The organism is Mycobacterium sp. NGS57 (genome assembly GCF_059812405.1).
Genome location: NZ_JCALCP010000008.1, coordinates 1 through 20,017 on the forward strand (window position 1 = coordinate 1; position 20,017 = coordinate 20,017).

14 protein-coding genes and 1 pseudogene are annotated in these 20,017 nt (G+C 74.7%); 10 read left to right on the plus strand and 5 right to left on the minus strand.

Features of this window, described 5'->3' with window-relative positions:
• On the minus strand, nt 1-2,343 hold a 2,343-nt coding region (locus AC5Y43_RS16110; RefSeq protein ID WP_499974050.1), incomplete at its 3' end, for a PE family protein.
• A gap of 229 nt (nt 2,344-2,572) precedes the next feature.
• Complete coding sequence (locus AC5Y43_RS16115; RefSeq protein WP_499974052.1) at nt 2,573-5,257, minus strand: PE family protein; 2,685 nt, start codon at nt 5,255-5,257, stop codon at nt 2,573-2,575.
• Nucleotides 5,258-5,619: 362 nt separating this feature from the next.
• Here AC5Y43_RS16115 and AC5Y43_RS16120 point away from each other — a divergent pair, with 362 nt between their 5' ends.
• Together AC5Y43_RS16120 and AC5Y43_RS16125 are read left to right on the plus strand one after the other, a co-directional pair.
• Complete coding sequence (locus AC5Y43_RS16120; RefSeq protein ID WP_499974053.1) at nt 5,620-6,792, plus strand: CoA transferase; 1,173 nt, start codon at nt 5,620-5,622, stop codon at nt 6,790-6,792.
• Nucleotides 6,786-8,090: an amidohydrolase family protein gene (locus AC5Y43_RS16125; RefSeq protein ID WP_499974054.1), complete on the plus strand. Its 1,305-nt coding sequence runs from the start codon at nt 6,786-6,788 to the stop codon at nt 8,088-8,090. Before AC5Y43_RS16120 ends, AC5Y43_RS16125 begins: the two co-directional genes overlap by 7 nt.
• Here AC5Y43_RS16125 and AC5Y43_RS16130 read toward each other — a convergent pair.
• Nucleotides 8,075-8,977, minus strand: coding sequence for an alpha/beta hydrolase (locus AC5Y43_RS16130; RefSeq protein WP_499974056.1), 903 nt, complete (start codon nt 8,975-8,977; stop codon nt 8,075-8,077). The genes AC5Y43_RS16125 and AC5Y43_RS16130 overlap by 16 nt on opposite strands.
• 145 nt (nt 8,978-9,122) lie before the next feature.
• Between AC5Y43_RS16130 and AC5Y43_RS16135 the strand changes: the two genes are divergently transcribed.
• The 8 genes from AC5Y43_RS16135 to AC5Y43_RS16170 all read left to right on the plus strand — a co-directional run bounded on the left by AC5Y43_RS16135 (nt 9,123) and on the right by AC5Y43_RS16170 (nt 17,014).
• Complete coding sequence (locus AC5Y43_RS16135; protein WP_499974058.1) at nt 9,123-9,776, plus strand: class I SAM-dependent methyltransferase; 654 nt, start codon at nt 9,123-9,125, stop codon at nt 9,774-9,776.
• Nucleotides 9,662-11,014: a molybdopterin-dependent oxidoreductase gene (locus AC5Y43_RS16140; RefSeq protein WP_499974535.1), complete on the plus strand. Its 1,353-nt coding sequence runs from the start codon at nt 9,662-9,664 to the stop codon at nt 11,012-11,014. The genes AC5Y43_RS16135 and AC5Y43_RS16140 overlap by 115 nt, the downstream gene beginning before the upstream one ends.
• 1 nt (nt 11,015) lies before the next feature.
• Nucleotides 11,016-11,546: a hypothetical protein gene (locus AC5Y43_RS16145; protein ID WP_499974061.1), complete on the plus strand. Its 531-nt coding sequence runs from the start codon at nt 11,016-11,018 to the stop codon at nt 11,544-11,546.
• Nucleotides 11,547-11,657: 111 nt separating this feature from the next.
• Nucleotides 11,658-12,842, plus strand: coding sequence for an alpha/beta hydrolase fold domain-containing protein (locus AC5Y43_RS16150; RefSeq protein ID WP_499974063.1), 1,185 nt, complete (start codon nt 11,658-11,660; stop codon nt 12,840-12,842).
• Between the two features lie 44 nt (nt 12,843-12,886).
• Complete coding sequence (locus tag AC5Y43_RS16155; protein ID WP_499974066.1) at nt 12,887-14,296, plus strand: WS/DGAT/MGAT family O-acyltransferase; 1,410 nt, start codon at nt 12,887-12,889, stop codon at nt 14,294-14,296.
• Nucleotides 14,297-14,377: 81 nt separating this feature from the next.
• Nucleotides 14,378-15,163, plus strand: coding sequence for a crotonase/enoyl-CoA hydratase family protein (locus AC5Y43_RS16160; protein ID WP_499974069.1), 786 nt, complete (start codon nt 14,378-14,380; stop codon nt 15,161-15,163).
• A gap of 55 nt (nt 15,164-15,218) precedes the next feature.
• Complete coding sequence (locus tag AC5Y43_RS16165) at nt 15,219-16,706, plus strand: class I adenylate-forming enzyme family protein (protein ID WP_499974071.1); 1,488 nt, start codon at nt 15,219-15,221, stop codon at nt 16,704-16,706.
• 11 nt (nt 16,707-16,717) lie between these two features.
• Nucleotides 16,718-17,014: a hypothetical protein gene (locus AC5Y43_RS16170; protein WP_055404531.1), complete on the plus strand. Its 297-nt coding sequence runs from the start codon at nt 16,718-16,720 to the stop codon at nt 17,012-17,014.
• Here AC5Y43_RS16170 and AC5Y43_RS16175 read toward each other — a convergent pair.
• A pseudogene (locus tag AC5Y43_RS16175) lies at nt 16,897-18,445 on the minus strand (PE family protein). The gene AC5Y43_RS16170 and the pseudogene AC5Y43_RS16175 overlap by 118 nt on opposite strands.
• 34 nt (nt 18,446-18,479) lie before the next feature.
• Nucleotides 18,480-19,943: a PE family protein gene (locus AC5Y43_RS16180; protein WP_499974073.1), complete on the minus strand. Its 1,464-nt coding sequence runs from the start codon at nt 19,941-19,943 to the stop codon at nt 18,480-18,482.
• Nucleotides 19,944-20,017: the final 74 nt, after the last annotated feature.

The following is a 20,017-nucleotide window of genomic DNA, read 5'->3' on the forward strand; positions in this document are numbered from 1 at the left end:
CGCGTTGCCGTGAGCGGCCGTGCCGCCGACCCCGCCGGCCCCGCCGGCAGCGCCGTTTCCGCCGGTGCCGCCGTTACCGCCGGCCTGGGCGCCGCCCAGCCCGGTGCCGTATAGGTTGGATCCGGCCACACCGGTGGCGCCGGCCACGCCCTGACCGCCCGCGCCGCCCGAACCGCCAATACCGCCGCTCCCCGCGGCGCCGCCGTCGCCCGAAATCGAACCGCCGGCACCGCCGTCGCCGCCGCGGCCGCCGGCGCCGCCGTTGTGTCCGTTGCTCCCCGAATCGCCGGGATTGACGCCGTTGGCGCCGGCCGCGCCGTTCGATCCGGAGCCGCCGGCCCCGCCCTGGCCGCCGTTGCCGACCGCGCCGCCGGCCCCGCCCTTACCGCCGTTGCCGCCGGCGAGGCCGTTGCCGCTGGCATCGGTGGCGTTGGCCGGCTGGCTGTAGCCGGCGCCGCCGGCGCCTCCGTTGCCGCCGGAGGTCGCTGCGCCCCCGTTCGTCCCGTGCGCACCGTTGATGGAGCCGGTGCCGCCGCTGCCGCCCAGCCCGCCGGTGCCCGGGTTTCCGCCGTTGCCGCCGTCGCCGCCCTGCAGGCTGGTGGCATCGCCGATCCCGCCGGCGCCGCCGTTGCCGCCGATCCCGCCGATGCCGCCGGTACCGCCGGCGCCGCCCCGGCCGATGGTGCCCGAGTGTCCGAACCAGCCGCCGCTGCCGCCGGCGCCGCCGGTCCCGCCGTTGCCGCCGTTGCCGGCGCCGCCGCCGTCGCCGCCGTTGCCGCCGGTCCCGCTGGGCACGACGCCGGGAAGCCCGTCGGCGCCCTTGCCGCCGGACCCGCCGGCGCCGCCGAGGCCGCCGTTGCCGCCGTTGCCGCCGTTGCTGAACAGCAGCCCGCCCTTGCCGCCCGCGCCGCCGGCGCCGCCGGACCCGCCGGTGCCGCCGACGCCACCCAGGCCGTTGTTCAGGCCTGCCACCCCGGTCGCGCCCGTGGCGCCGGTCCCGCCGCTGCCGCCGTTGCCGCCGGCGCCGCCGCTGCCGTAGAGGAACCCGGCGTCGCCGCCGGTCCCGCCGGTCCCGCCGTTGCCGATGGTCGACGAGCCGCCGCTGCCGCCGACGCCGCCGGCGCCGAACAGGAGGCCGGCGTGGCCACCGGCGCCGCCGCCGCCCCCGACACCCGCCTGGCCCGCGCCGCCGTTACCGCCGCCGCCGCCGGCGCCGAACAGGCCACCGGTGCCGCCGTGCCCGCCGGCGCCGCCGTTGCCGGCCTGGCCCAGTCCGCCCGCGCCGCCGGCTCCGCCGGCCGACCCGGATAGCCAACCGGCGTCGCCGCCCGATCCGCCCGCACCGCCGGTGCCGCCCACGCCGCCCGTGCCGCCGGCCCCGCCGGCGCCGAACACGAGCCCCGCGTGGCCGCCGGTCCCGCCGCTGCCGCCGGCGGAGGCGCTGGCCCCGCCGGTGCCACCGGTTCCGCCGCTGCCCAGCAGCCAGGCGTCGCCGCCGGCGCCGCCGGACCCGCCGGACCCGATCCCGGTTGAATTCGCGCCGCCGGCGCCGCCGACACCGCCGTCGCCGTAGAAGAATCCGCCACGGCCGCCGGCCGCGCCGGTGCCGCCCTGGGCATCGACGCTGGCGCCGCCGGACCCGCCGGCCCCGCCGCTGCCCAGCAGCCAGGCGTGGCCGCCGATCCCGCCCGATCCGCCGGTCCCGAGGCCACCGGTGTTGGCGCCACCGACGCCGCCGGCGCCACCGGGGCCGAACAGCCACCCGCCGTTGCCGCCGGCGCCACCGGCACCGGCCGCGCCGATCGTCGAGGCCCCGCCGGCCCCGCCCGAACCGCCCTGCCCGATCAGGCCCGCGCTGCCGCCGGCGCCGCCGGCCTGGCCGGCAGCGCCCGATCCGCCGCTGCCGCCGTTGCCCCACAGCAGGCCGCCGGGTCCACCGGCCTGCCCGGTGCCGTTGGCCCCGTTGGTGCCGTCGCCGATCAGCGGACGCCCCAACAGCACTTCGGTGGGCGTGTTGATCAGGTTGAACAGGTCCTGCTCGAGGGTCTGGAGCGGCGAGACGTTCGCCGCCTCGGTGAGGGCGTAGGAGCCCGCGCCGGCATTCAGCGTCTGCACGAATTGGTTGTGCAGCGCCGATGCCCGCGCACTGAGGGCCTGGAATTCCGCCGCGTGGTCGCCGAACAGCGCCGCGATGGCCGTGGACACCTCGTCCTGGGCGGCGGCGATGAGGTTGGTGGTGCGGCCGGCCGCGGCGGCGTTGGCGGTTTGGATCGTCGCGCCGATTCCCGCCAGATCCGATGCCGCTGCCGACAGCAGATCCGGTGCAGTGACCAGGTACGACATGCGGGACCACCCAACTTGCTAGCGCACGACTCAGGTCGTGTGCACATGGCCCCCGTCATGTGTCGACTGCTCGACGATACGAACGATAAATGAAAACTGCTCATACCAAACCACAAATACGGAGATTTGTGTGAATTCATCCTCTAGGTCCCGACAGGGCCGTTTATGCAGTCTTGCGTCCTGTAGCTTGTGGCGGCGCTTCGGCGACGGCCCCGATCGGGAGGCCCGGTCAGCCGTTGGGCCCGGGTGCCCCGCCCTGACCGATCAGGCCGCCGCCGCCACCGGGGCCGCCGTGCCCGCCGGTCCCGGTGGGCTGGCCGCTGCCGCCAGGGCCGCCGCCACCCCCGGCGCCGCCGTTGCCGATGAACGTGGCGCCACCGCCACCGCCGCCGTCGCCGCCGGTCCCGCCGATGTCGTTGCCGGTGTTGGCGCCGCCCGCCCCGCCGGCGCCGCCGCCCCCGCCGGCACCGAAGATGAGTCCGGCGTTGCCGCCGCCGCCGCCGTGCCCGCCGGTAGTGCCCGCGCCGGTCGCGTTGGCGCCGGATCCGCCCTGTCCGCCGGCGCCGCCGGTGCCGCCGCCGCCGAACAGCGTGGCCGACGCGCCGTTGCCGCCGTTGCCGCCGGCCCCGCCGGGGGTTGCGGCGCCGCCGGCGCCGCCGTTGCCACCGGCTCCGCCGGCCCCGCCGTCGCCGGCGAGGAATCCGCTGCCGCCGCCGCTGCCGCCCTGACCGCCCGCCCCGGCCGACGGGCCGACGCCCGCGAGTCCGCCCGTTCCGCCGGCCCCGCCGGTGCCGCCGTTGCCGAGCAGCATGGCGGCGCGGCCGCCGGCACCGCCGGCGCCGCCGGTCCCACCCGCGCCGGCCGCGGTGCCGAGCCCGCCGGAGCCGCCGGTCCCGCCGTCGCCGCCGCCGCCGAACAGCAATCCGGAGTTTCCGCCGGCGCCGCCCGCGCCGCCCGCGGCGGGACCGAAGATGTCGGTCGGCGCACCGGCCCCGCCGGCCCCGCCGTGCCCGCCGAAGCCGAACAGCAGCCCGCCGCTACCCCCGGCGCCGCCATGGAAGCCGACCCCGTCGGCGAAGCTGAGCACCCCGGTGCTGCCCGCGCCGCCGGCGCCGCCGTTGCCGATCAGCCAGGCGCGCCCGCCGCCGCCACCCTCGGTGGACCAGGCGCTGCCGCCGATGCCGCCGTTACCGCCGTTGCCGCCGTTGCCCAGCAGGAACCCGCCGTTGGCGCCCGCGCGCCCGGTCCCGCCGGCGCCGCCGTTGCCGATCAGCGCGCCGGCGTTGCCGGCCGCGCCGCCGATCAGACCGTTGCCGCCGTCGCCGCCGCAGCCGAGTAGCAGCGCGTTGCCGCCGGCCCCGCCGTTGCCGTCGCTGGACACCCCGGTGCCGCCCGCGCCGCCGTAACCGCCGTTGCCGAGCAGCACACCGCCATTGCCGCCGTCCCCGGCGTTGCCGCCGGCGCCGCCGACCGCGTTGGTGTTGCTGCCCCCGGCACCGCCGTGCCCGCCGCTGCCCAGCAACCAGGCGTGTCCGCCGGTACCGCCGTTGCCGCCGGAGGCGTTGAGGAAGGTGGTGGCGCCGCCGTTGCCGCCGCTGCCGCCGAACCCGATCAGGATTCCGCCGCTGCCGCCGGCGCCGCCGACCCCGCCGTCGCCGCTGGCGCCGGCGCCGCCGTTGCCGCCGCCGCCGCCGTTGCCGAGCAGCCAGGCGCTGGCGCCGGTCCCGCCGGCCCCGCCCGTCCCGGCGCCGCCGCCGGTGACGGCGCCGCCGGCCCCGCCGTGGCCGCCGCTGCCGAACAGCAGGCCGCCGGTGGCGCCGCTCCCGCCGGCGCCACCCTCACCGCCGATGCTGGCGCCGCCGGCGCCACCGAAGCCGCCGTGACCCACCAGCCAGGATGCCCCGCCCGCCGCGCCGGCTCCGCCGTCGCCGCCCGAGCCGGCGCCGCCGGCGCCACCGAAGCCGCCGTTGCCCAGCAGGGCGGTGCCGCCGTGCCCGCCGGCCCCGCCCGCTCCGGTCCCGCCCGTCACGTCGCCGCCGGCCCCGCCGGCCCCGGCATTGCCCAGTAGCCCGGCGCTGCCGCCGGTCCCGCCGACCCCGCCGGCCCCGGCTCCGCCGGTGACCGTGCCGCCGGCCCCGCCGGTCCCGCCGGCGCCGTAGAACAATCCACCGTTGCCGCCCGCGGCGCCGGTGCCGCCGGCGCCGCTGACGCCGGACCCGCCGGCCCCGCCGGCGCCGCCGTCGCCCAGCAGCCAGCCGTGTCCGCCGAGCCCGCCGGCCCCGCCGCTCCCCAGGCCGGTGTTGGCCCCGCCGGCGCCGCCGGCCCCGGCCGCGCCGTACAGCCACCCGCCGTTGCCGCCGATCCCGCCGGCACCGCCGGTTCCCGTCGGCGAAGCGCCGCCGGCGCCGCCGGCCCCGCCCAGCCCGATCAGCCCCGCGTTACCGCCGGCGCCGCCGGCCTGGCCGGCAGCGCCCGATCCGCCGTTGCCGCCGTTGCCCCACAGCAGCCCGCCCGCGCCGCCGGCCTGACCGGTGCCGCTGGCCCCGTCAGCGCCGTTGCCGATCAGCGGGCGCCCCAGCAGAGCCTCGGTGGGCCCGTTCACCGCGTCGATCAGCGCCTGCAGCGGCGAGGCGCCGGCGGCCTCGGCGGAGGCATAGGACCCCGCGGCCGCGTTCATGGTCTGGACGAACTGGTCGTGGAACGCCGAGGCCTGGGCGCTGATGGCCTGAAATTGCGCGGCGTGGTTGCCGAACAGCGCGGCGATGGCGGTGGAGACCTCGTCCTGGGCGGCCGCCACCACGCCGGCGGTGGGCGCGGCCGCGAAGGTGCTGGCCGTGGTGATCGTCTCGCCGATACTTGCCAGCTGCGATGTCGCCGACATCAGCATTTCCGGCGCTGTGACCAGGTAAGACATGCGGGACCACCAAATTCGCTCGGTCACGACGGAGTCGTGCTTTGGCCCCCCAAAGCTGCCGACGAATCGGCGATTTCGAAGGATAGACCACCCGGCGCCAACAAACTAAATTATTGGAAACTCGGCATAGTCGATTCCAAAAGTTTCGTAGATGGCGCGGCAGATGCGCCCCCGTACGCCCCCCGCGGGGCGGCTTGTCCGCTTTGGGTGTGTGAGCTGGCGGCTTTGACTGTGAGCTGGTGGCGCGTCGTCGCGATTTTTCCGCCCTGGATTCACTCCCGAAGCCCAGGATTCACACTCGACCACGAACCGCCTGCGGACGCAGCGTGCCGCCCGCCCGCCGCGGCGAGCACCATGGTGGGGTGAGCGCGGCGGGGTCGGTCGAGAAGTGGGGTAGCAGCGGGCTGGCCCACCTGACGGGCCCGCCGAACGGCCCGCCCGACTTCTCCCGCGCCGGCGTGCTGGCCCGCGCCGAAGAAGTGGCCACCGCCGTCGGGCACCGGCTGGGCGTCGGCGTCGACGCGTCCCGCCTGCTGACCGGGCGCGCCGCCCTGCTCGGGCTGACGCGCGGCGGCCGGGTGTCGGCCGGTGGCGCCACCCGGTTGCTGGCGGCCCGCGACGGCTGGTGCGCGATCACGCTGTCGCGCCCCGACGACGTCGCCGCCGTGCCCGCCCTGGTGCAGGCCGACCAACCCGACCCGTGGCCGGCGCTAGAGCGTTGGGCCGCAGCGCATTCCGTGTCCGCCATCGTCGAACGGTCGGCCCTGCTCGACATCCCGGCGGCCGGGCTCGGCGAGGCCGCGCCCCGCGCGCCGCGCAGCGCCTGGCTGGGCCCGACGGTGGGCGCGCGTGGGCCGGCCGGCCTGCTGGTGGCCGACCTGTCGTCGATGTGGGCGGGACCGCTGTGCGGCGGGCTGCTGGCGCGCGCCGGGGCGACCGTGGTCAAGGTCGAAAGCCCGCGCCGCCCGGACGGCACCCGGGGCGGCGAACGCGCCTTCTTCGACTGGGTCAACGGCGAAAAGCTCTCCTATTGCGTGGATTTCGACGGCCAGGCCGACGAGTTGCGCGAGCTGCTGGCCGTCGCCGACGTCGTGATCGAGGGCTCGCGCCCCGCTGCGCTGGCCCGGCGCGGGCTCGGGCCGGCGGCAGTCGCGCCGCGCGCGGGCCGGATCTGGCTGCGGATCACCGGCCACGACGACCCGAGGCCGGCGTTCGGGGACGACGCCGCGGTGGCCGGCGGCCTCGTCGGGGCCGGGCCGGTGTTCTGCGGCGACGCCATCGCCGACCCGCTGACGGGGCTTCAGGCGGCCCTGGCGCTGACCGAATCGCTGGGCCGCGGCGGGGGCGAGCTGATCCACGTGTCGATGGCCGCCGTCGCGGCGAGCTACGCGGCGCTGCCGGCACTGCCCCCGGCGGCGCGGGTCCCGGCGCCACCCCCGCAACCGCCGCCGCCCGCACGCCAGGCGCCGGCCCTCGGCGCCGACAACGCCGCCGTGCGCCGGTTGGTCTCCGAAAGGCGTTGTCTGGCATGCTGATTCACCGTGCCACCCTGCTGGGCGGCAGGACGGTCGATATCCGGGTGGGCGCCCAGATCGACGAGATCGGTGACGATCTGGCGGCCCGGCCCGGGGAGGGCGTGCTCTACGCCGGCGGCGGGACCGTCCTGCCGGGGCTGCACGACCACCACGTGCACCTGCGTTCCGCGGCCTCGGCGCTGAACTCGTTTTACGTCGGGCCGCCCGGGGTCACCACCAAAGATCAGCTGGCCCAACTGCTGTCGAACGCCACGCCGGGTCCCGACGGGTGGATCCGCGCCGTCGGCTATCACGAGTCGGTCGCCGGGGAGCTGGACCGGACCGCGCTGGACGCCGTCGTGCGCAACGTCCCGGTCCGCGTCCAGCACCGCAGCGGCGTGCTGTGGATGCTCAACTCCGAGGCCCTGGGCCGGGTCGGCCTGGCCGAGCACCCCGACGGGCGGTTGCGCAGCGCCGACCGCGGCTGGTCGGACGCGCTGCAGCAGCGCGAGACCGACCTGGCCGAACTCGGCCGCCGGATCACCGCGACCGGCGTCACCGGTGTCACCGACGCCACCCCCGACCTCGACGCCGACGACATGGTGGCGCTGTTGGTAGCCCACCGCCGCGGCGAGTTCCGCCCGCGGCCAAGCTTTTTGGCGCCCGGCAAGAAGATTTTGCACGACGACCGCCTGGACCTGGACTCCCTGACCGCGTGGATCGCCGGGCAGCACGGTGACGGGCACCCGGTCGCGGTGCACTGCGTGACCGCGGCGCAGCTCGTGGTTACGATCGCGGCCCTGCGCGCGGCCGGCGGCCACCCGCGCGATCGCATCGAGCACGCCGCCGTGGTACCCGACGACACCCTTGGCGACCTGGCCGGGCTCGGCGTCACGGTGGTGACCCAGCCCAACTTCGTCGCCGAGCGCGGCGACCAATACCTCGCCGACGTCCCCGCCGCCGAGCACGGCGAGCTGTGGCGGGTGGCCTCCCTGCTGGACGCGACGGTGCCGGTGGCGCTGTCCACCGACATGCCGTTCGGCCACGGCGACCCGTGGACGGCGATGCGCGCCGCGGTGTACCGCACCACGCCCGGCGGCGCCGTCCTCAACCACCGCGAATGCGTCTCGGCGGCAACGGCTTTGACGATGTTCCTGGGCCGCGCGGACCGGCCGGCCCAGCCGCGGACCGTTGCGGTCGGGCAACCGGGGGACCTGTGCGTGCTGACCGAGCCACCCGCGACGGTCCTGGCCGAGCTGGACGCCGGCATGGTGGCCGCCACCGTCATCGGCGGCGAGCTGGTCTACTTCGCGATGTGATCGAGCGCGGCGCGCAGGCTGTCGCACTGGCTGTCGAAAAAGCCCCGCGACACTTGGGCTTTGGACACCACGACGTCGAAGCCGTGGAAGGCGCCCGGGACCACTTCGACGTGGCAGGGCACCCCGGCCTCGGTCAGGCGCCGGGCGTAGGCCAGGTCCTCGTCGTGGAACAGGTCGTGCGTGCCGACGCCGATCCACGCCGGCGGCAGCCCGCTCAGGTCGTCGCGGCGCGCGGGGACGGCGAGCTGCGGGTCGGCGCCGCCGAGGTAGGACTCCCAGCCGAACCGGTTGCTGCGCGCGCTCCACAGCCGGTGGTTCGGGTCGGCGGCGCCGGCCGCGCTGCGGTCGTCGAGCATCGGGTACGCCAGCACCTGGAACACCGGGCTGACCTCGCCGCGGTCGCGCGCCAGCAGGGCCAGCGCCGCCGCGAGGCCGCCGCCGGCGCTGGCGCCGCCGATCGCGATGCGGTCGCCGTCCACGGCGGGCAGGCCGGCCAGCCAGGTCAGCACCGAGTAGCAGTCCTCCAGCGGCGCGGGATACGGATGTTCGGGCGCCAGGCGGTATTCCACCGACGCGACCGTCATCCCGAGCCGCGAGCTGAACCGGCGGCACAGCCCGTCGTCCTGCCGGGCGGAGCCCATCACGTAGCCGCCGCCGTGGATCCACAACAGCGCGGGAGTGGGCCCGGCCACGCCGGTGGGACGGAAGAGCCGCACGCTGGCCCCCGATTCCAGCGTGATCACCTCGACATCGGCCGCGTCGGGGGCGCGCCCTGCGAGGAAGGCGCTCAGGGCCCGCAGCACCGGAAGGCTGCGCGGGCCGATCATGTGCCGCGGGGCGATGCGGGCGATGCGGCGCAGGTCGGGGTGGACGTCGTCGATGCGCATCGGCCCAGTATCCACGCCGCCGGGCTGGGTTAGCCGACCGCAGTTCGGGGTATCGATCGGGTTGATCGAAATGCTGGCCTATCTCGTGGATATCAGCATGTCGGCGACGCGGGCTCACCATCCCCACCGATGCGAGAGGCGTGACATGCTGGGTCATCTCTACGATCGGGCGCTCGGTGGCGAGAGCTGTTGGGTCCGCCACGACGATGGCGAGGTCCGGCCCCTGCCGGCCCACCGGTGGCTGGGCGACCGATGTCCGCCCAGCACCTCCCGCGACGCCCGGGACGACGTCTTCGACGACGCGGTCACCCGGATGTGCGCCGGGCCGACGATCGAGCTCGGCTGCGGCCCGGGACGGCTGGTCGCCAAGCTGATCCGGCGCGGCGTCCCCGCGCTGGGCATCGACCGGTCGGCGACGGCCATCCGGCTGGCCGGCCGCGGCGGTGCGCCGGCGCTACTGGGCGACGTGTTCGAACCGCTGCCCGGAACCGGCCTGTGGCAGACGGTCTTGCTGGTCGACGGCAACGTCGGGCTGGGCGGCGACCCGCGGCGAATCCTGGGACGCGCCGCCGAGCTGCTGGTCAGCGGCGGGTGCTGCATCGCCGAGTTCGACGCCGAGGTCATCGGCGTGCGGTCGCGCTGGGTGCGCCTGGAGACCGCCGCCGACATCGGGCCCTGGTTCCGCTGGGCAACGGTGGGGGTGGACAGCGCCGCCGCGCTGGCCGCGCAGGTGGGCCTGACGCTGGCCGGCGTCCGGCTGATTTGCGGACGGGTGATTGCGAGCCTGGCGGCTCTGTGAGCCTGCTGAGCCGGTTTCGGAGCCCCCTGCGCGGTCCGTGGCTGACGTCGGTGTTCGGCCTGGTGCTGTTGGTCGCGCTGCCGATCGTCACCCTCACCGGGCTGCTGTCCTACCTCGCCTACGCGCCGCAATTCGGCCAGGCCATCCCCGCCGACGTCGGCTGGCTGCGGCTGCCCGCGTTCACCTGGCCGGTCCGGCCCTCGTGGTTGTACCGGCTGACCCAGGGCGTGCACGTGGGGCTCGGCCTGGTGATCATCCCGGTGGTGCTGGCCAAGCTGTGGTCGGTGATCCCGCGGCTGTTCGCCCGGCCCCCGGCCCGCTCGATCGCCCAGGCGCTCGAGCGGCTGTCTCTGCTGGCGCTCGTCGGCGGGGCGCTGTTCGAGATCGTCACCGGGGTGCTGAACATCCAGTACGACTACGTCTTCGGCTTCAGCTTCTACACCGCCCACTACTTCGGGGCCTGGGTGTTCATCGCCGGCTTCCTGATGCACATCGCCATCAAGATTCCGCGCATGGCCACCGGATTGCGGTCGCTGTCGCTGCGAGAAGTGTTGCGCACCAACCGAAGCGACACCGTCCCGCAGCCGCCCGACCCCGACGGCCTGGTGGCGGCCGACCCGGCCGAACCGACCATCAGCCGCCGCGGCGCCCTGGCGCTGGTCGGATCGGGTGCGCTGCTCGTCGGCGTGCTGACCGTGGGCCAGACGCTCGGCGGGGCCGCCCGCGGGGCGGCCCTCCTGCTGCCCCGGGGGCGGGGAGCGCGTGATTCCCCGGGCGGCTTCCCGGTCAACAAGACCGCCGCTGCCGCGGGGATCGCGCCCGAAACCGTCGGCGCCGGTTGGCGATTGACCCTGCGCGGCGGGCCGGCGGAGGTGGTGCTGGACCGGGCCGCGCTGGCCGGCCTGCCGCAAGTAGGCGCGCGCCTGCCGATCGCCTGCGTCGAGGGGTGGTCGACGGTGCAGAGCTGGAGCGGGGTCCGGCTGGCCGACCTGGCCCGGCTGGCGGGGGTGCCCGCGCCGCGGGCGGCGCGGGTGTCGTCGCTGCAGCGGGGCGGCGCGTTCGGTTCGGCGACGTTGCAGGCCAACCAGATCGGCGATCCCGGCGCGCTGCTGGCGCTGCGGGTCAACGGCGCCGACCTGCCGCTGGACCACGGGTATCCGGCCCGGATCATCGTCCCGGCGCTGCCCGGCGTGCACAACACCAAATGGGTGACGTCCATCGAATTCGAGCCGAGCTGAGATGCCTGGATTCGCAACCCGTTTCGCTACCATCTACGGTTCCCGCCCCCGGCACCTGCTGACGATGCTGTCCGGGTTCGCCCTGTTGGGCTATCTGCTGGCCACCTTCGGCCCGGCGACGCTGTGGAACCCCGGCACCTGGTGGCAGTCGATCGCCGTCTGGCTGGCCGCCGCGGTGATCGCCCACGACCTGCTGCTCTACCCGCTCTCGGCGCTGGCCGACCGGGCGCTGTCGGCGACCCGGCTAAAAGTCAGCGCCCGCAACCACATTCGGGTGCCCGCGTTGGGCGCCGGGCTGACGCTGCTGATCTTTCTGCCGGGCATCATCGAGCAGGGCGCCCCGACGTACCGGGCGGCCACCGGGCAGACCCAGCAGCCATTTCTGGGCCGGTGGCTGCTGCTCACCGCGGCGATGTTCGCGCTGAGCGCTATTTGCTACACCGCGCGACTCGCCGTGGCCCGCCACCGCACCGTCCGCGAACACCGAGGCAAACGGCCAAAGCCCACTGAACACGAACCCGCGCAGTCGTAGCAAACCACTGCCGCAACCGCCCGGCACCAAGACCGCCGCTACTAACGCAATCGTCAGTTTTGCGGCTGCGCCCGGGGGTACAGTCCCGTACATGACTGCGAGGGACCCCGCATGACGCCCTGGATGAAATGGTTGCTGCGGGCCGGCCCCGGCGACTACATGCTGGCCCTGAGCGCGGCCGGCGCTTCGCTGCCCGTCGTCGGAAAGAGCCTCGAACCGCTGGGTGGGCTGACCGCGATGGGCGTCTGGGGCGCCCGGCACGCGCCGCAGGCCCTGTCCACCATGACCAGAGATTGGTTCACGCCCGGCATCAACGACACCCGCCGGCGGGACCGCGCGGGCACCCGGGAGGCCTCGCTGGCCGCGCTGCGCGGCGTCGTGTCCGCGGCGGACCTGGACGCCGAATGGCCCGCCGCGGAGCGGACGCCGCCGATCTGGGATGCGCTGCGCCAGCGCCGCTTCCTCTACCGGCGCGCCGTGCACTACGGCGACAACCCTGCGCAGGTGCTCGACGTCTGGCGCCGCAAGGACCTGCCCGCGCAACCGGCGCCGGTGCTCGTCTTCGTGCCGGGCGGCGCGTGGGTGCACGGCCGGTGCATGGGACAGGGTTCCGCGCTGATGTCGCGGCTGGCCGAGCAGGGCTGGGTGTGCCTGGCGATCGACTACCGTGTCTCGCCGCACCACCGCTGGCCGCGGCACATCACCGACGTCAAGACCGCCATCGCCTGGGCGCGCGCCAATGTCGACAAGTTCGGTGGCGACCGCAATTTCGTTGCGGTGGCGGGCTGTTCGGCCGGCGGGCACCTGTCCGCGCTCGCGGGGCTGACGCCCGACGACCCGGCGCACCGCGCTGAGCTGCCGGAGGGCGCCGACACCTCGGTCGACGCGGTGGTCGGCATCTACGGCCGCTACGACTGGGAGGACCGCTCCACGCCCGAGCGCGCGCGGTTCGTCGAGTTTCTGGAGCGGGTGGTGGTCAAGAAGTCGCTCAAGCGTCACCCCGAGGTGTTCCGCGACGCGTCGCCGATCGCGCGGGTGCACCGGAATGCGCCGCCGTTCTTGGTGATTCACGGCAGCAAGGACAGCGTCATCCCGGTCGCGCAGGCGCGCGGCTTCGTCGAGCGGCTGCGAGACGTGTCGCATTCGCCGGTCGGCTACCTGGAATTGCCCGGCGCGGGCCACGGCTACGACCTGGTCGACGGCGAGCGCGCCGGCGCGGCGGCGCACGCCGCGTCGTTGTTCCTCAACCAGGTCTACCGGACCAAAACACGGATCGGCGCCAAAGAGGTTATCTGAGCTCGCGCCGCTGAGTATGGTCCCTCTATGGGTAAGGCGCAGCGGTGAAAAGGCTCAGCGGCTGGGACGCGGTACTGCTGTACAGCGAGGCCCCCAACGTGCACATGCACACCATCAAGGCCGCCGTGATCGAACTCGCGCCGGACCGGCGTGATTTCGGCATCGACGCGTTCCGCCAGGTGATCGGCGGCCGGCTGAACAAGCTCGAGCCGTTCTGCTATCAGCTCGTCGAGATCCCGTTCAAGTTCCACCACCCGATGTGGCGGGAACACTGTGACCTCGACCTCGACTACCACATCCGCCCGTGGCGGCTGCCCGCGCCGGGCGGCCGGCGCGAACTGGACGAGGCGATCGGGCGGATCGCCAGCACCCCGCTGGACCGCGAACGCCCGCTGTGGGAGATGTATTTCGTCGAGGGCCTGGCCAATCACCGGATCGCGGTGGTCGCCAAGATTCACCACGCGCTGGCCGACGGCGTCGCCTCGGCCAACCTGATGGCCCGCGGCATGGACCTGCAGACCGGGCCCGAGGACGTCCCGTACATGTGCGACCCCGCGCCCACCCGCGGGCAGCTGTGGGGCTCGGCCTTCGCCGACCACCTGCGCCACATCGGGCGCATCCCCGCGACGGTCCGCTACACCGCGCAGGGGCTGGGCCGGGTGCGCCGCAGCGCGCGCAAGCTCTCCCCGGAACTGACCCGGCCGTTCAGCCCCCCGCCCACGTTCATGAACCACATGATCACCCCGGAGCGCAGGTTCGCCACCGCCACGCTGGCGCTGGCCGACGTCAAGGAGACCGGCAAGCGGCTCGGCGCGACGATCAACGACATGGTGCTGGCCATGTCGAGCGGCGCGCTGCGCACGCTGCTGCTGCGCTACGACGGGACGGCCGAGCCCCTGCTGGCGTCGGTGCCGATGAGTTTCGACTTCTCGCCCGAGCGGATCTCCGGCAATCGCTTCACCGGCGTGCTGGTGGGACTTCCCACCGACTCCGACGACCCGCTGGAACGGGTGCGGTGCAGCCACGAGAACGCCATCGCCGCCAAGGAGAGCAACCAGCTGATGGGCCCCGAACTGGTCAGCCGGTGGGCGGCCTACATGCCGCCCGCCGGCACGGAGGCCTTTTTCCGCTGGGCGTCCGGCCGCGACGGGCACAACAAGATCCTGAACCTGAACATCTCCAACGTGCCGGGGCCCCGCGAACGCGGCCGCGTCGGCGGCGCGCTGGTCACCGAGATCTACTCGGTGGGGCCCCTGACCGCGGGCAGCGGCCTCAACATCACCGTGTGGAGTTACGTCGACCAGCTCAACATCTCGGTGCTTTCCGACGGCGCCACCCTCAAGGACCCGCACGAGGTCACCGAGGCCATGGTGGCCGACTTCGTCGAAATACGAAGGGCCGCAGGGCTTTCCGAGGATCTCACCGTCGTCGAGACCGCCATGGCGCCCGCCTGAGCCGTCGCGGCGGGCGGCGGGGGTAACCGCACTCTCGGCTGCTGCTAATGCCATTCTGATCGGCCGTTACCATCGGGTCCCATGAGCAATGGGAGCGAAGACGCCAACGAACCCGAAGTTCTCGTCGAGCAACGGGACCGCATTCTGATCATCACCATCAACCGGCCGAAGGCCAAGAACGCGGTCAACGCCGCGGTGGCCCGGGGCCTGGCCGACGCGATGGACCGGCTCGACGGCGAGGCGGGCCTGTCGGTGGGCATCCTGACCGGCGCGGGCGGCTCGTTCTGCGCGGGCATGGACCTCAAGGCGTTCGCCCGCGGCGAGGTCCCCATCGTCGAGGGGCGCGGCATGGGCTTCACCGAGCGCCCGCCCGCCAAGCCGCTGATCGCGGCGGTCGAGGGCTTCGCCCTGGCGGGCGGCACCGAGCTGGCGCTGGCGACCGACCTGATCGTGGCGTCGCGGGACTCCGCGTTCGGCATCCCCGAGGTCAAGCGCGGCCTGGTGGCCGGCGGCGGCGGCCTGCTGCGGCTGCCCGAGCGCATCCCGCCGGCCATCGCCATGGAGCTGGCGCTGACGGGGGAGAACTTCAGCGCCGAGCGGGCGCACGCCCTGGGCATGGTCAACGTGCTCGCCGAGCCCGGCGGCGCGCTGGACGCCGCGATCGAGCTGGCGGAGAAGATCACCGCCAACGGGCCGCTGGCCGTGGCCGCCACCAAGCGGATCATCGTCGAGTCCCGCAGCTGGAGCCCGGAGACCATGTTCGCCGAGCAGGGCAAAATCCTGATGCCGGTGTTCTCGTCCAACGACGCCAAGGAAGGCGCGATCGCGTTCGCCGAGAAGCGCCCGGCCCGCTGGACCGGTACCTGAGCGGGTTACACTACGGACGAGATTTGTAACGGGCCGGGTTTCAGGAAGATCAGGGATGAGCATTTCACTGCTGCTCGAGATGGCGGCGTCGAGCAACCCCGATCGCACGGCCGTCGTCGACGGAGCGTTGCGGTTGACCACCCAGCAGCTCAGCGACCTGGCCGACGGCGGCGCCGGCGTCATCGCGGCATCGGGCGCCAAGCACGTCGCCTACGTCGGCACCGGCGGCGCGATGCTGCCGACGCTGATCTTCGCCGCGGCGCGGGCCGGTCTGCCGTTCACGCCGCTCAACTACCGGCTGTCCGCCGACGCCCTGCAGGCGTTGATCGAGCGGCTGCCCGAACCGCTGGTGATCGTCGACGGCCGTTACCGCGACATGCTCGGGGGTGTGACCGACCGGGTCATGTCGTCCGACGAGTTCTTGGCGGCCGCTCGTGACGCCGAGCCCGCGAGCGAATTTCCCGACCCGGAGTCCGTGGCCGTCGTGCTGTTCACGTCGGGCACCACGTCGCAGCCCAAGGCCGTCGAGCTCTCGCACAACAACCTGACCAGCTACGTGACCGGGACGGTGGAGTTCGAGTCGGCGGCCGAGAGCGACGCCGCGCTGATCTGCGTGCCGCCCTATCACATCGCCGGGGTCGGCGCCGCGCTGTCGAACCTGTACGCGGGCCGAAAGATGGTGTACCTGTCGAACTTCGACGCCGGGGAATGGGTGCGGCTGGTCAACGCCGAGCGGGTGACGACCGCGACCGTCGTGCCCACGATGCTGGACCGCATCGTCACCGCGCTCGAGACCGGCGGTCACGAGTTGCCGTCGCTGCGCAACCTGGCCTATGGCGGCTCGAGGGTGGGTCTGCCGCTGGTCCGCCGGGCGCTCGAGCTGCTGCCGCAGGTGGGGTTCGTCAACGCCTACGGGCTGACCGAGACGAGCTCGACCATCGCGGTGCTCACGCCCGACGACCACCGGGAGGCGCAGGCGGGGGCCGCCGCTCACGTCGTCAAGCGGTTGGGGTCGGTCGGACGGCCGGTGCCGGGCATCGAGCTGGAGATCCGCGACGACGACGGCAGGGTGCTCGGCCCGGGGGAGACGGGTGAGCTGTTCGTGCGCGGCGAGCAGGTCTCCGGCCGCTACACCGGAATCGGCTCGGTGCTGGACGAAAACGGTTGGTTCCCAACCAAAGACATCGCGATGCTGGACGACGAGGGCTACCTGTTCATCGGCGGGCGCAGCGACGACACCATCATCCGCGGCGGTGAGAACATCGCGCCCGCCGAGCTGGAGGAGGTGCTCATCGAGCACGCCGGAGTGCGCGACGTCGCCGTGGTCGGCGTCGAGGATCCGCAATGGGGCCAGGCCATCGTCGCGGTGGTGGTGCCGGCCGACGGCGTCGATCCCGATGCGGACGAACTCCGCGAGCATGTCCGGAAAAGCTTGCGCGGCTCGCGTACCCCCGACCGGGTAGTGTTCCGCGACGAGCTGCCCACGACCCCCACCGGCAAGGTCCTTCGCCGGGAGATCATCGATGAGCTAGCAGGACGCTAAAGGATGAGTGCATGATCAAGAACGGAACCCGCCTCGCCAGCCAGGTGTGTGACACCCAGGTCATCGTGGTCAGGAGCGCGGACAGCCTCGACGACCTGCGCTGCGGCGGCGCGCCGATGGTGCCGATCGGCGGCGAGCGGTCCGGCGAGTTGGACCCGGCGTTCGCCGGGGGCACCGTGATGGGCAAGCGCTACGTCGACGAGACCGGCGCCGAGGTGCTGGTGACCAAGCCGGGAGCGGGCAGCCTGAGCGTCGGACAGACCGCGCTGCAGCTCAAAGAGGTCAAGCCGCTTCCGGCCAGCGACTGACCGGCACCGGGCCCGCCTAGGGTCCGGCGTCCCCGTTGGCTCCGGGGACCCCGAGCAGCAACCCGCCGTTGCCGCCCAGCCCGATCACGGCGCCGACGCCGACGCTGCTGCCGCCCGTGCCGCCGTTGCCGACGAATTGGGCGTTGCCGCCGTCGCCGCCGTTGCCCTTGTTCGGGCTGGGCCCGCCGTCGCCGCCGCTGCCGCCGTTGCCGAAGATGGCGCCGTTGCCGCCGTGCCCGCCTTGGCCGCCGTTGCCGGCGGCCAAGGCGCTCTCGCCTCCGGTGCCGCCTGCCCCGCCGTTGCCGAACAGCCCGACGGCGTTGCCGCCGGCACCCCCGCGGCCGCCATTGCCGAAGGTGGATTGCCCGCCGTTGCCGCCGCGCCCGCCGTCGCCGGCCAACGTGCCACCGAGGCCGCCGTCGCCGCCGAGCCCGCCGGCCTGGCCGAAACCGCCGGCGCCGCCGTTGCCGATGAGGCCGGCGTTCCCGCCGTGGCCGGCCTTCGAGCCGAAGCCGGCACCGCCGTCGCCGCCGTCGCCGCTGAGCAGCCCGCCGTCGCCGCCGTCACCGCCCACGCCGGGAAAGGAGCCTTGGGTACCCGCGGCGCCACCGGCGCCGCCGTCTCCGTGCAGCAAACCGCCGTGACCGCCGTGACCCCCGGAACCGGCGCCGCCGACCAGGCCGCCCGGGGCGATGCCGCCGGCGCCACCGGCGCCGCCGTTGCCGAACAGCCCGACCGCGTCGCCGCCCGCGCCGCCGGCGCCGCCCCCACCGACGGTGGCCCCGTTGTAGACGCCTCCCGCGCCCCCCGGTCCGCCGTTGCCCCACAGCAGGCCGCCGGCGCCACCGGCGCCGCCCTTGCCGGCCGCTACCGAGTTGGCGACGCTCAAGCCGCCCGCCCCGCCCGCGCCGCCGTTGCCGAACAGGCCGGCGGCCCCGCCGGTGCCGCCGGTTTGGTTTGGCGCGCCGGATCCGCCGTTGCCGCCGTTGCCCCAGAGCAACCCGCCGGCCCCGCCGTTCTGGCCGGTGCCGCGATCCCGTTGGTGCCGTTGCCGATCAGCGGGCGTTGCAACAGCAACTCGGTGGGCGCGTTGATCGCGTTGAGGACGTCTTGCTGCAGGGCCTGCCAGGGGTTGGCCGTGGCGGCGGCATTCGCCGCCTCGGCGCCGGCATAGGCGTCGGCGCCCGCGCTCAGCACCCGGACGAATTGCCGATGAAACGCGGCGGCCTGGGCGCTGACGGCCTGGTAGCCCTGCGCGTGCGCACCGAAGAGCGCGGACACCGCCGCCGACACCTCGTCGGCGCCCGCGGCGAGCACCCCGGTGGTCTGGGCGGCGGCGGCCGCGTTCGCATGGCTGAGCGTCGAACCGATACCAGCCAGTTCCGTCGCCGCCAGCGAAACCAGGTCGGGTTGTGTGATCAGGAAAGACATGTACACCTCCACTAGATCAGCGCATTAGCGCGAGTTAGAACCCCTGCCCTCCGTCGGCGCCGGGCACGCCGAGCAAGATCCCGCCGGTGCCGCCGATCCCGCCGAACTGGCTCGAGCTGGGGCCGAAGCCGGTGCCGCCGGCCCCGCCGTTGCCGATCAGCTGGGCGTTGCCGCCGTTGCCGCCCACCGACCCGCCGAAGGGGTTGCTGCCGAATCCGGCGTCGCCGCCCCTCCCGCCGCCGCCGGTGAGGCCGGCGTTGCCGCCGTTGCCCCCGCGACCGCCGTTGCCGAATCCCTGGCCGCCCTGCCCGCCGACCCCGCCGTCGCCGTACAGCCCGACGGCATTGCCGCCCGCGCCGCCCGCGCCGCCCGCGCTGTAGGCGGATTGGCCGCCCGCGCCGCCGTGACCGCCGCTGCCGAACAGCGTGCCGCCGGTGCCCCCGGCGCCGCCGGACCCACCGGCTTCGTTGACGACCGAATTGTCAGCGGCGCCGCCGGTGCCGCCGGCGCCGCCGTCGCCGATGAAGCCCGCGGCCCCGCCACTGCCGCCGACCTTGCCGCCCGAGCCGTTGCCGCCGTCGCCGCCGTTGCCGCCGAACATCCCGCCGGCACCGCCATTGCCACCCAAGTTGCCGCGGGTGGCAAATCCGGCGTTGCCGCCGTGACCGCCGTCGCCATGCAACAGGCCGCCGTGGCCGCCCTGACCGCCTGCGCCGGCGATGCTGTTCTGCAGATCGCCGAGCTGACCGGAACCGCCGTCGCCGCCGGCGCCGCCGCTGCCGAACAGCCCGACGGCGTCGCCGCCCCTGCCGCCGGTGCCTCCCGTGGTCGGGGTGAGGGCGAACCCGCCCGCGCCGCCGGGGCCACCGTTGCCGAACAGCATTCCGCCGGTGCCTCCGGCGCCGCCCGGGCCGGCGGACTGGAAGCCGACGGCGGGCCCTCCGGTGCCTCCCGCGCCGCCATTGCCGAACAGCCCGGCGGCCCCGCCGCTACCGCCGGGCCCTCCGGGACCAAATCCATTTGCGGGCGTACCGGAGCCGCCGTTACCGCCGTTGCCCCACAACAGTCCGCCGGCGCCGCCGTTCTGCCCGGTGCGGGGCAGCCCGTCGGTGCCGTTGCCGATCAGCGGGCGGCCCAACAGCAGTTCGGTGGGCGTGTTGATCGCGTTGAGCACTTGTTGCTGCAGGGCCTGCCAGGGGTTGGCCGCCGCCGCGGCGTTGGCCGCCTCGGCGCCGGCGTAGGCGCCTGAGCCGGCGTTGAGGGCCTGGACGAATTGGTGGTGAAAGGCAGCCACCTGGGCACTCAGTGCCTGATACCCCTGGCCGTGAGCGGCGAAGAGCGCTGCCACCGCCGCCGACACCTCGTCGCCGGCCGCGGCCAGCACCTGCGTGGTCTGGGCCGCCGCCGCCGAGTTCGCCTGGGTAAGCGCCGAACCGATCCCGGCCACATCCGCGGCCGCAGCCGCCACCAGGTCGGATTGCACGATGACGAAAGACATCTCGGCACCTCCAGCGAAATACGGCTCGCTCGCTGGGACCGGGCGATCATCGATAAGGAGCAAAATCGTATCGC

Excerpts from the sequence above, each read along its gene's own strand:
- AC5Y43_RS16115 (WP_499974052.1), bottom strand. The coding sequence starts at position 5,257 with ATGTCTTACCTGGTCACAGCGCCGGAAATGCTGATGTCGGCGACATCG.
- AC5Y43_RS16125 (WP_499974054.1), top strand. The coding sequence starts at position 6,786 with ATGCTGATTCACCGTGCCACCCTGCTGGGCGGCAGGACGGTCGATATC.
- AC5Y43_RS16130 (WP_499974056.1), bottom strand. The coding sequence starts at position 8,977 with ATGCGCATCGACGACGTCCACCCCGACCTGCGCCGCATCGCCCGCATC.
- AC5Y43_RS16135 (WP_499974058.1), top strand. The coding sequence starts at position 9,123 with ATGCTGGGTCATCTCTACGATCGGGCGCTCGGTGGCGAGAGCTGTTGG.
- AC5Y43_RS16145 (WP_499974061.1), top strand. The coding sequence starts at position 11,016 with ATGCCTGGATTCGCAACCCGTTTCGCTACCATCTACGGTTCCCGCCCC.
- AC5Y43_RS16150 (WP_499974063.1), top strand. The coding sequence starts at position 11,658 with ATGACGCCCTGGATGAAATGGTTGCTGCGGGCCGGCCCCGGCGACTAC.
- AC5Y43_RS16160 (WP_499974069.1), top strand. The coding sequence starts at position 14,378 with ATGAGCAATGGGAGCGAAGACGCCAACGAACCCGAAGTTCTCGTCGAG.
- AC5Y43_RS16165 (WP_499974071.1), top strand. The coding sequence starts at position 15,219 with ATGAGCATTTCACTGCTGCTCGAGATGGCGGCGTCGAGCAACCCCGAT.
- AC5Y43_RS16170 (WP_055404531.1), top strand. The coding sequence starts at position 16,718 with ATGATCAAGAACGGAACCCGCCTCGCCAGCCAGGTGTGTGACACCCAG.
- AC5Y43_RS16180 (WP_499974073.1), bottom strand. The coding sequence starts at position 19,943 with ATGTCTTTCGTCATCGTGCAATCCGACCTGGTGGCGGCTGCGGCCGCG.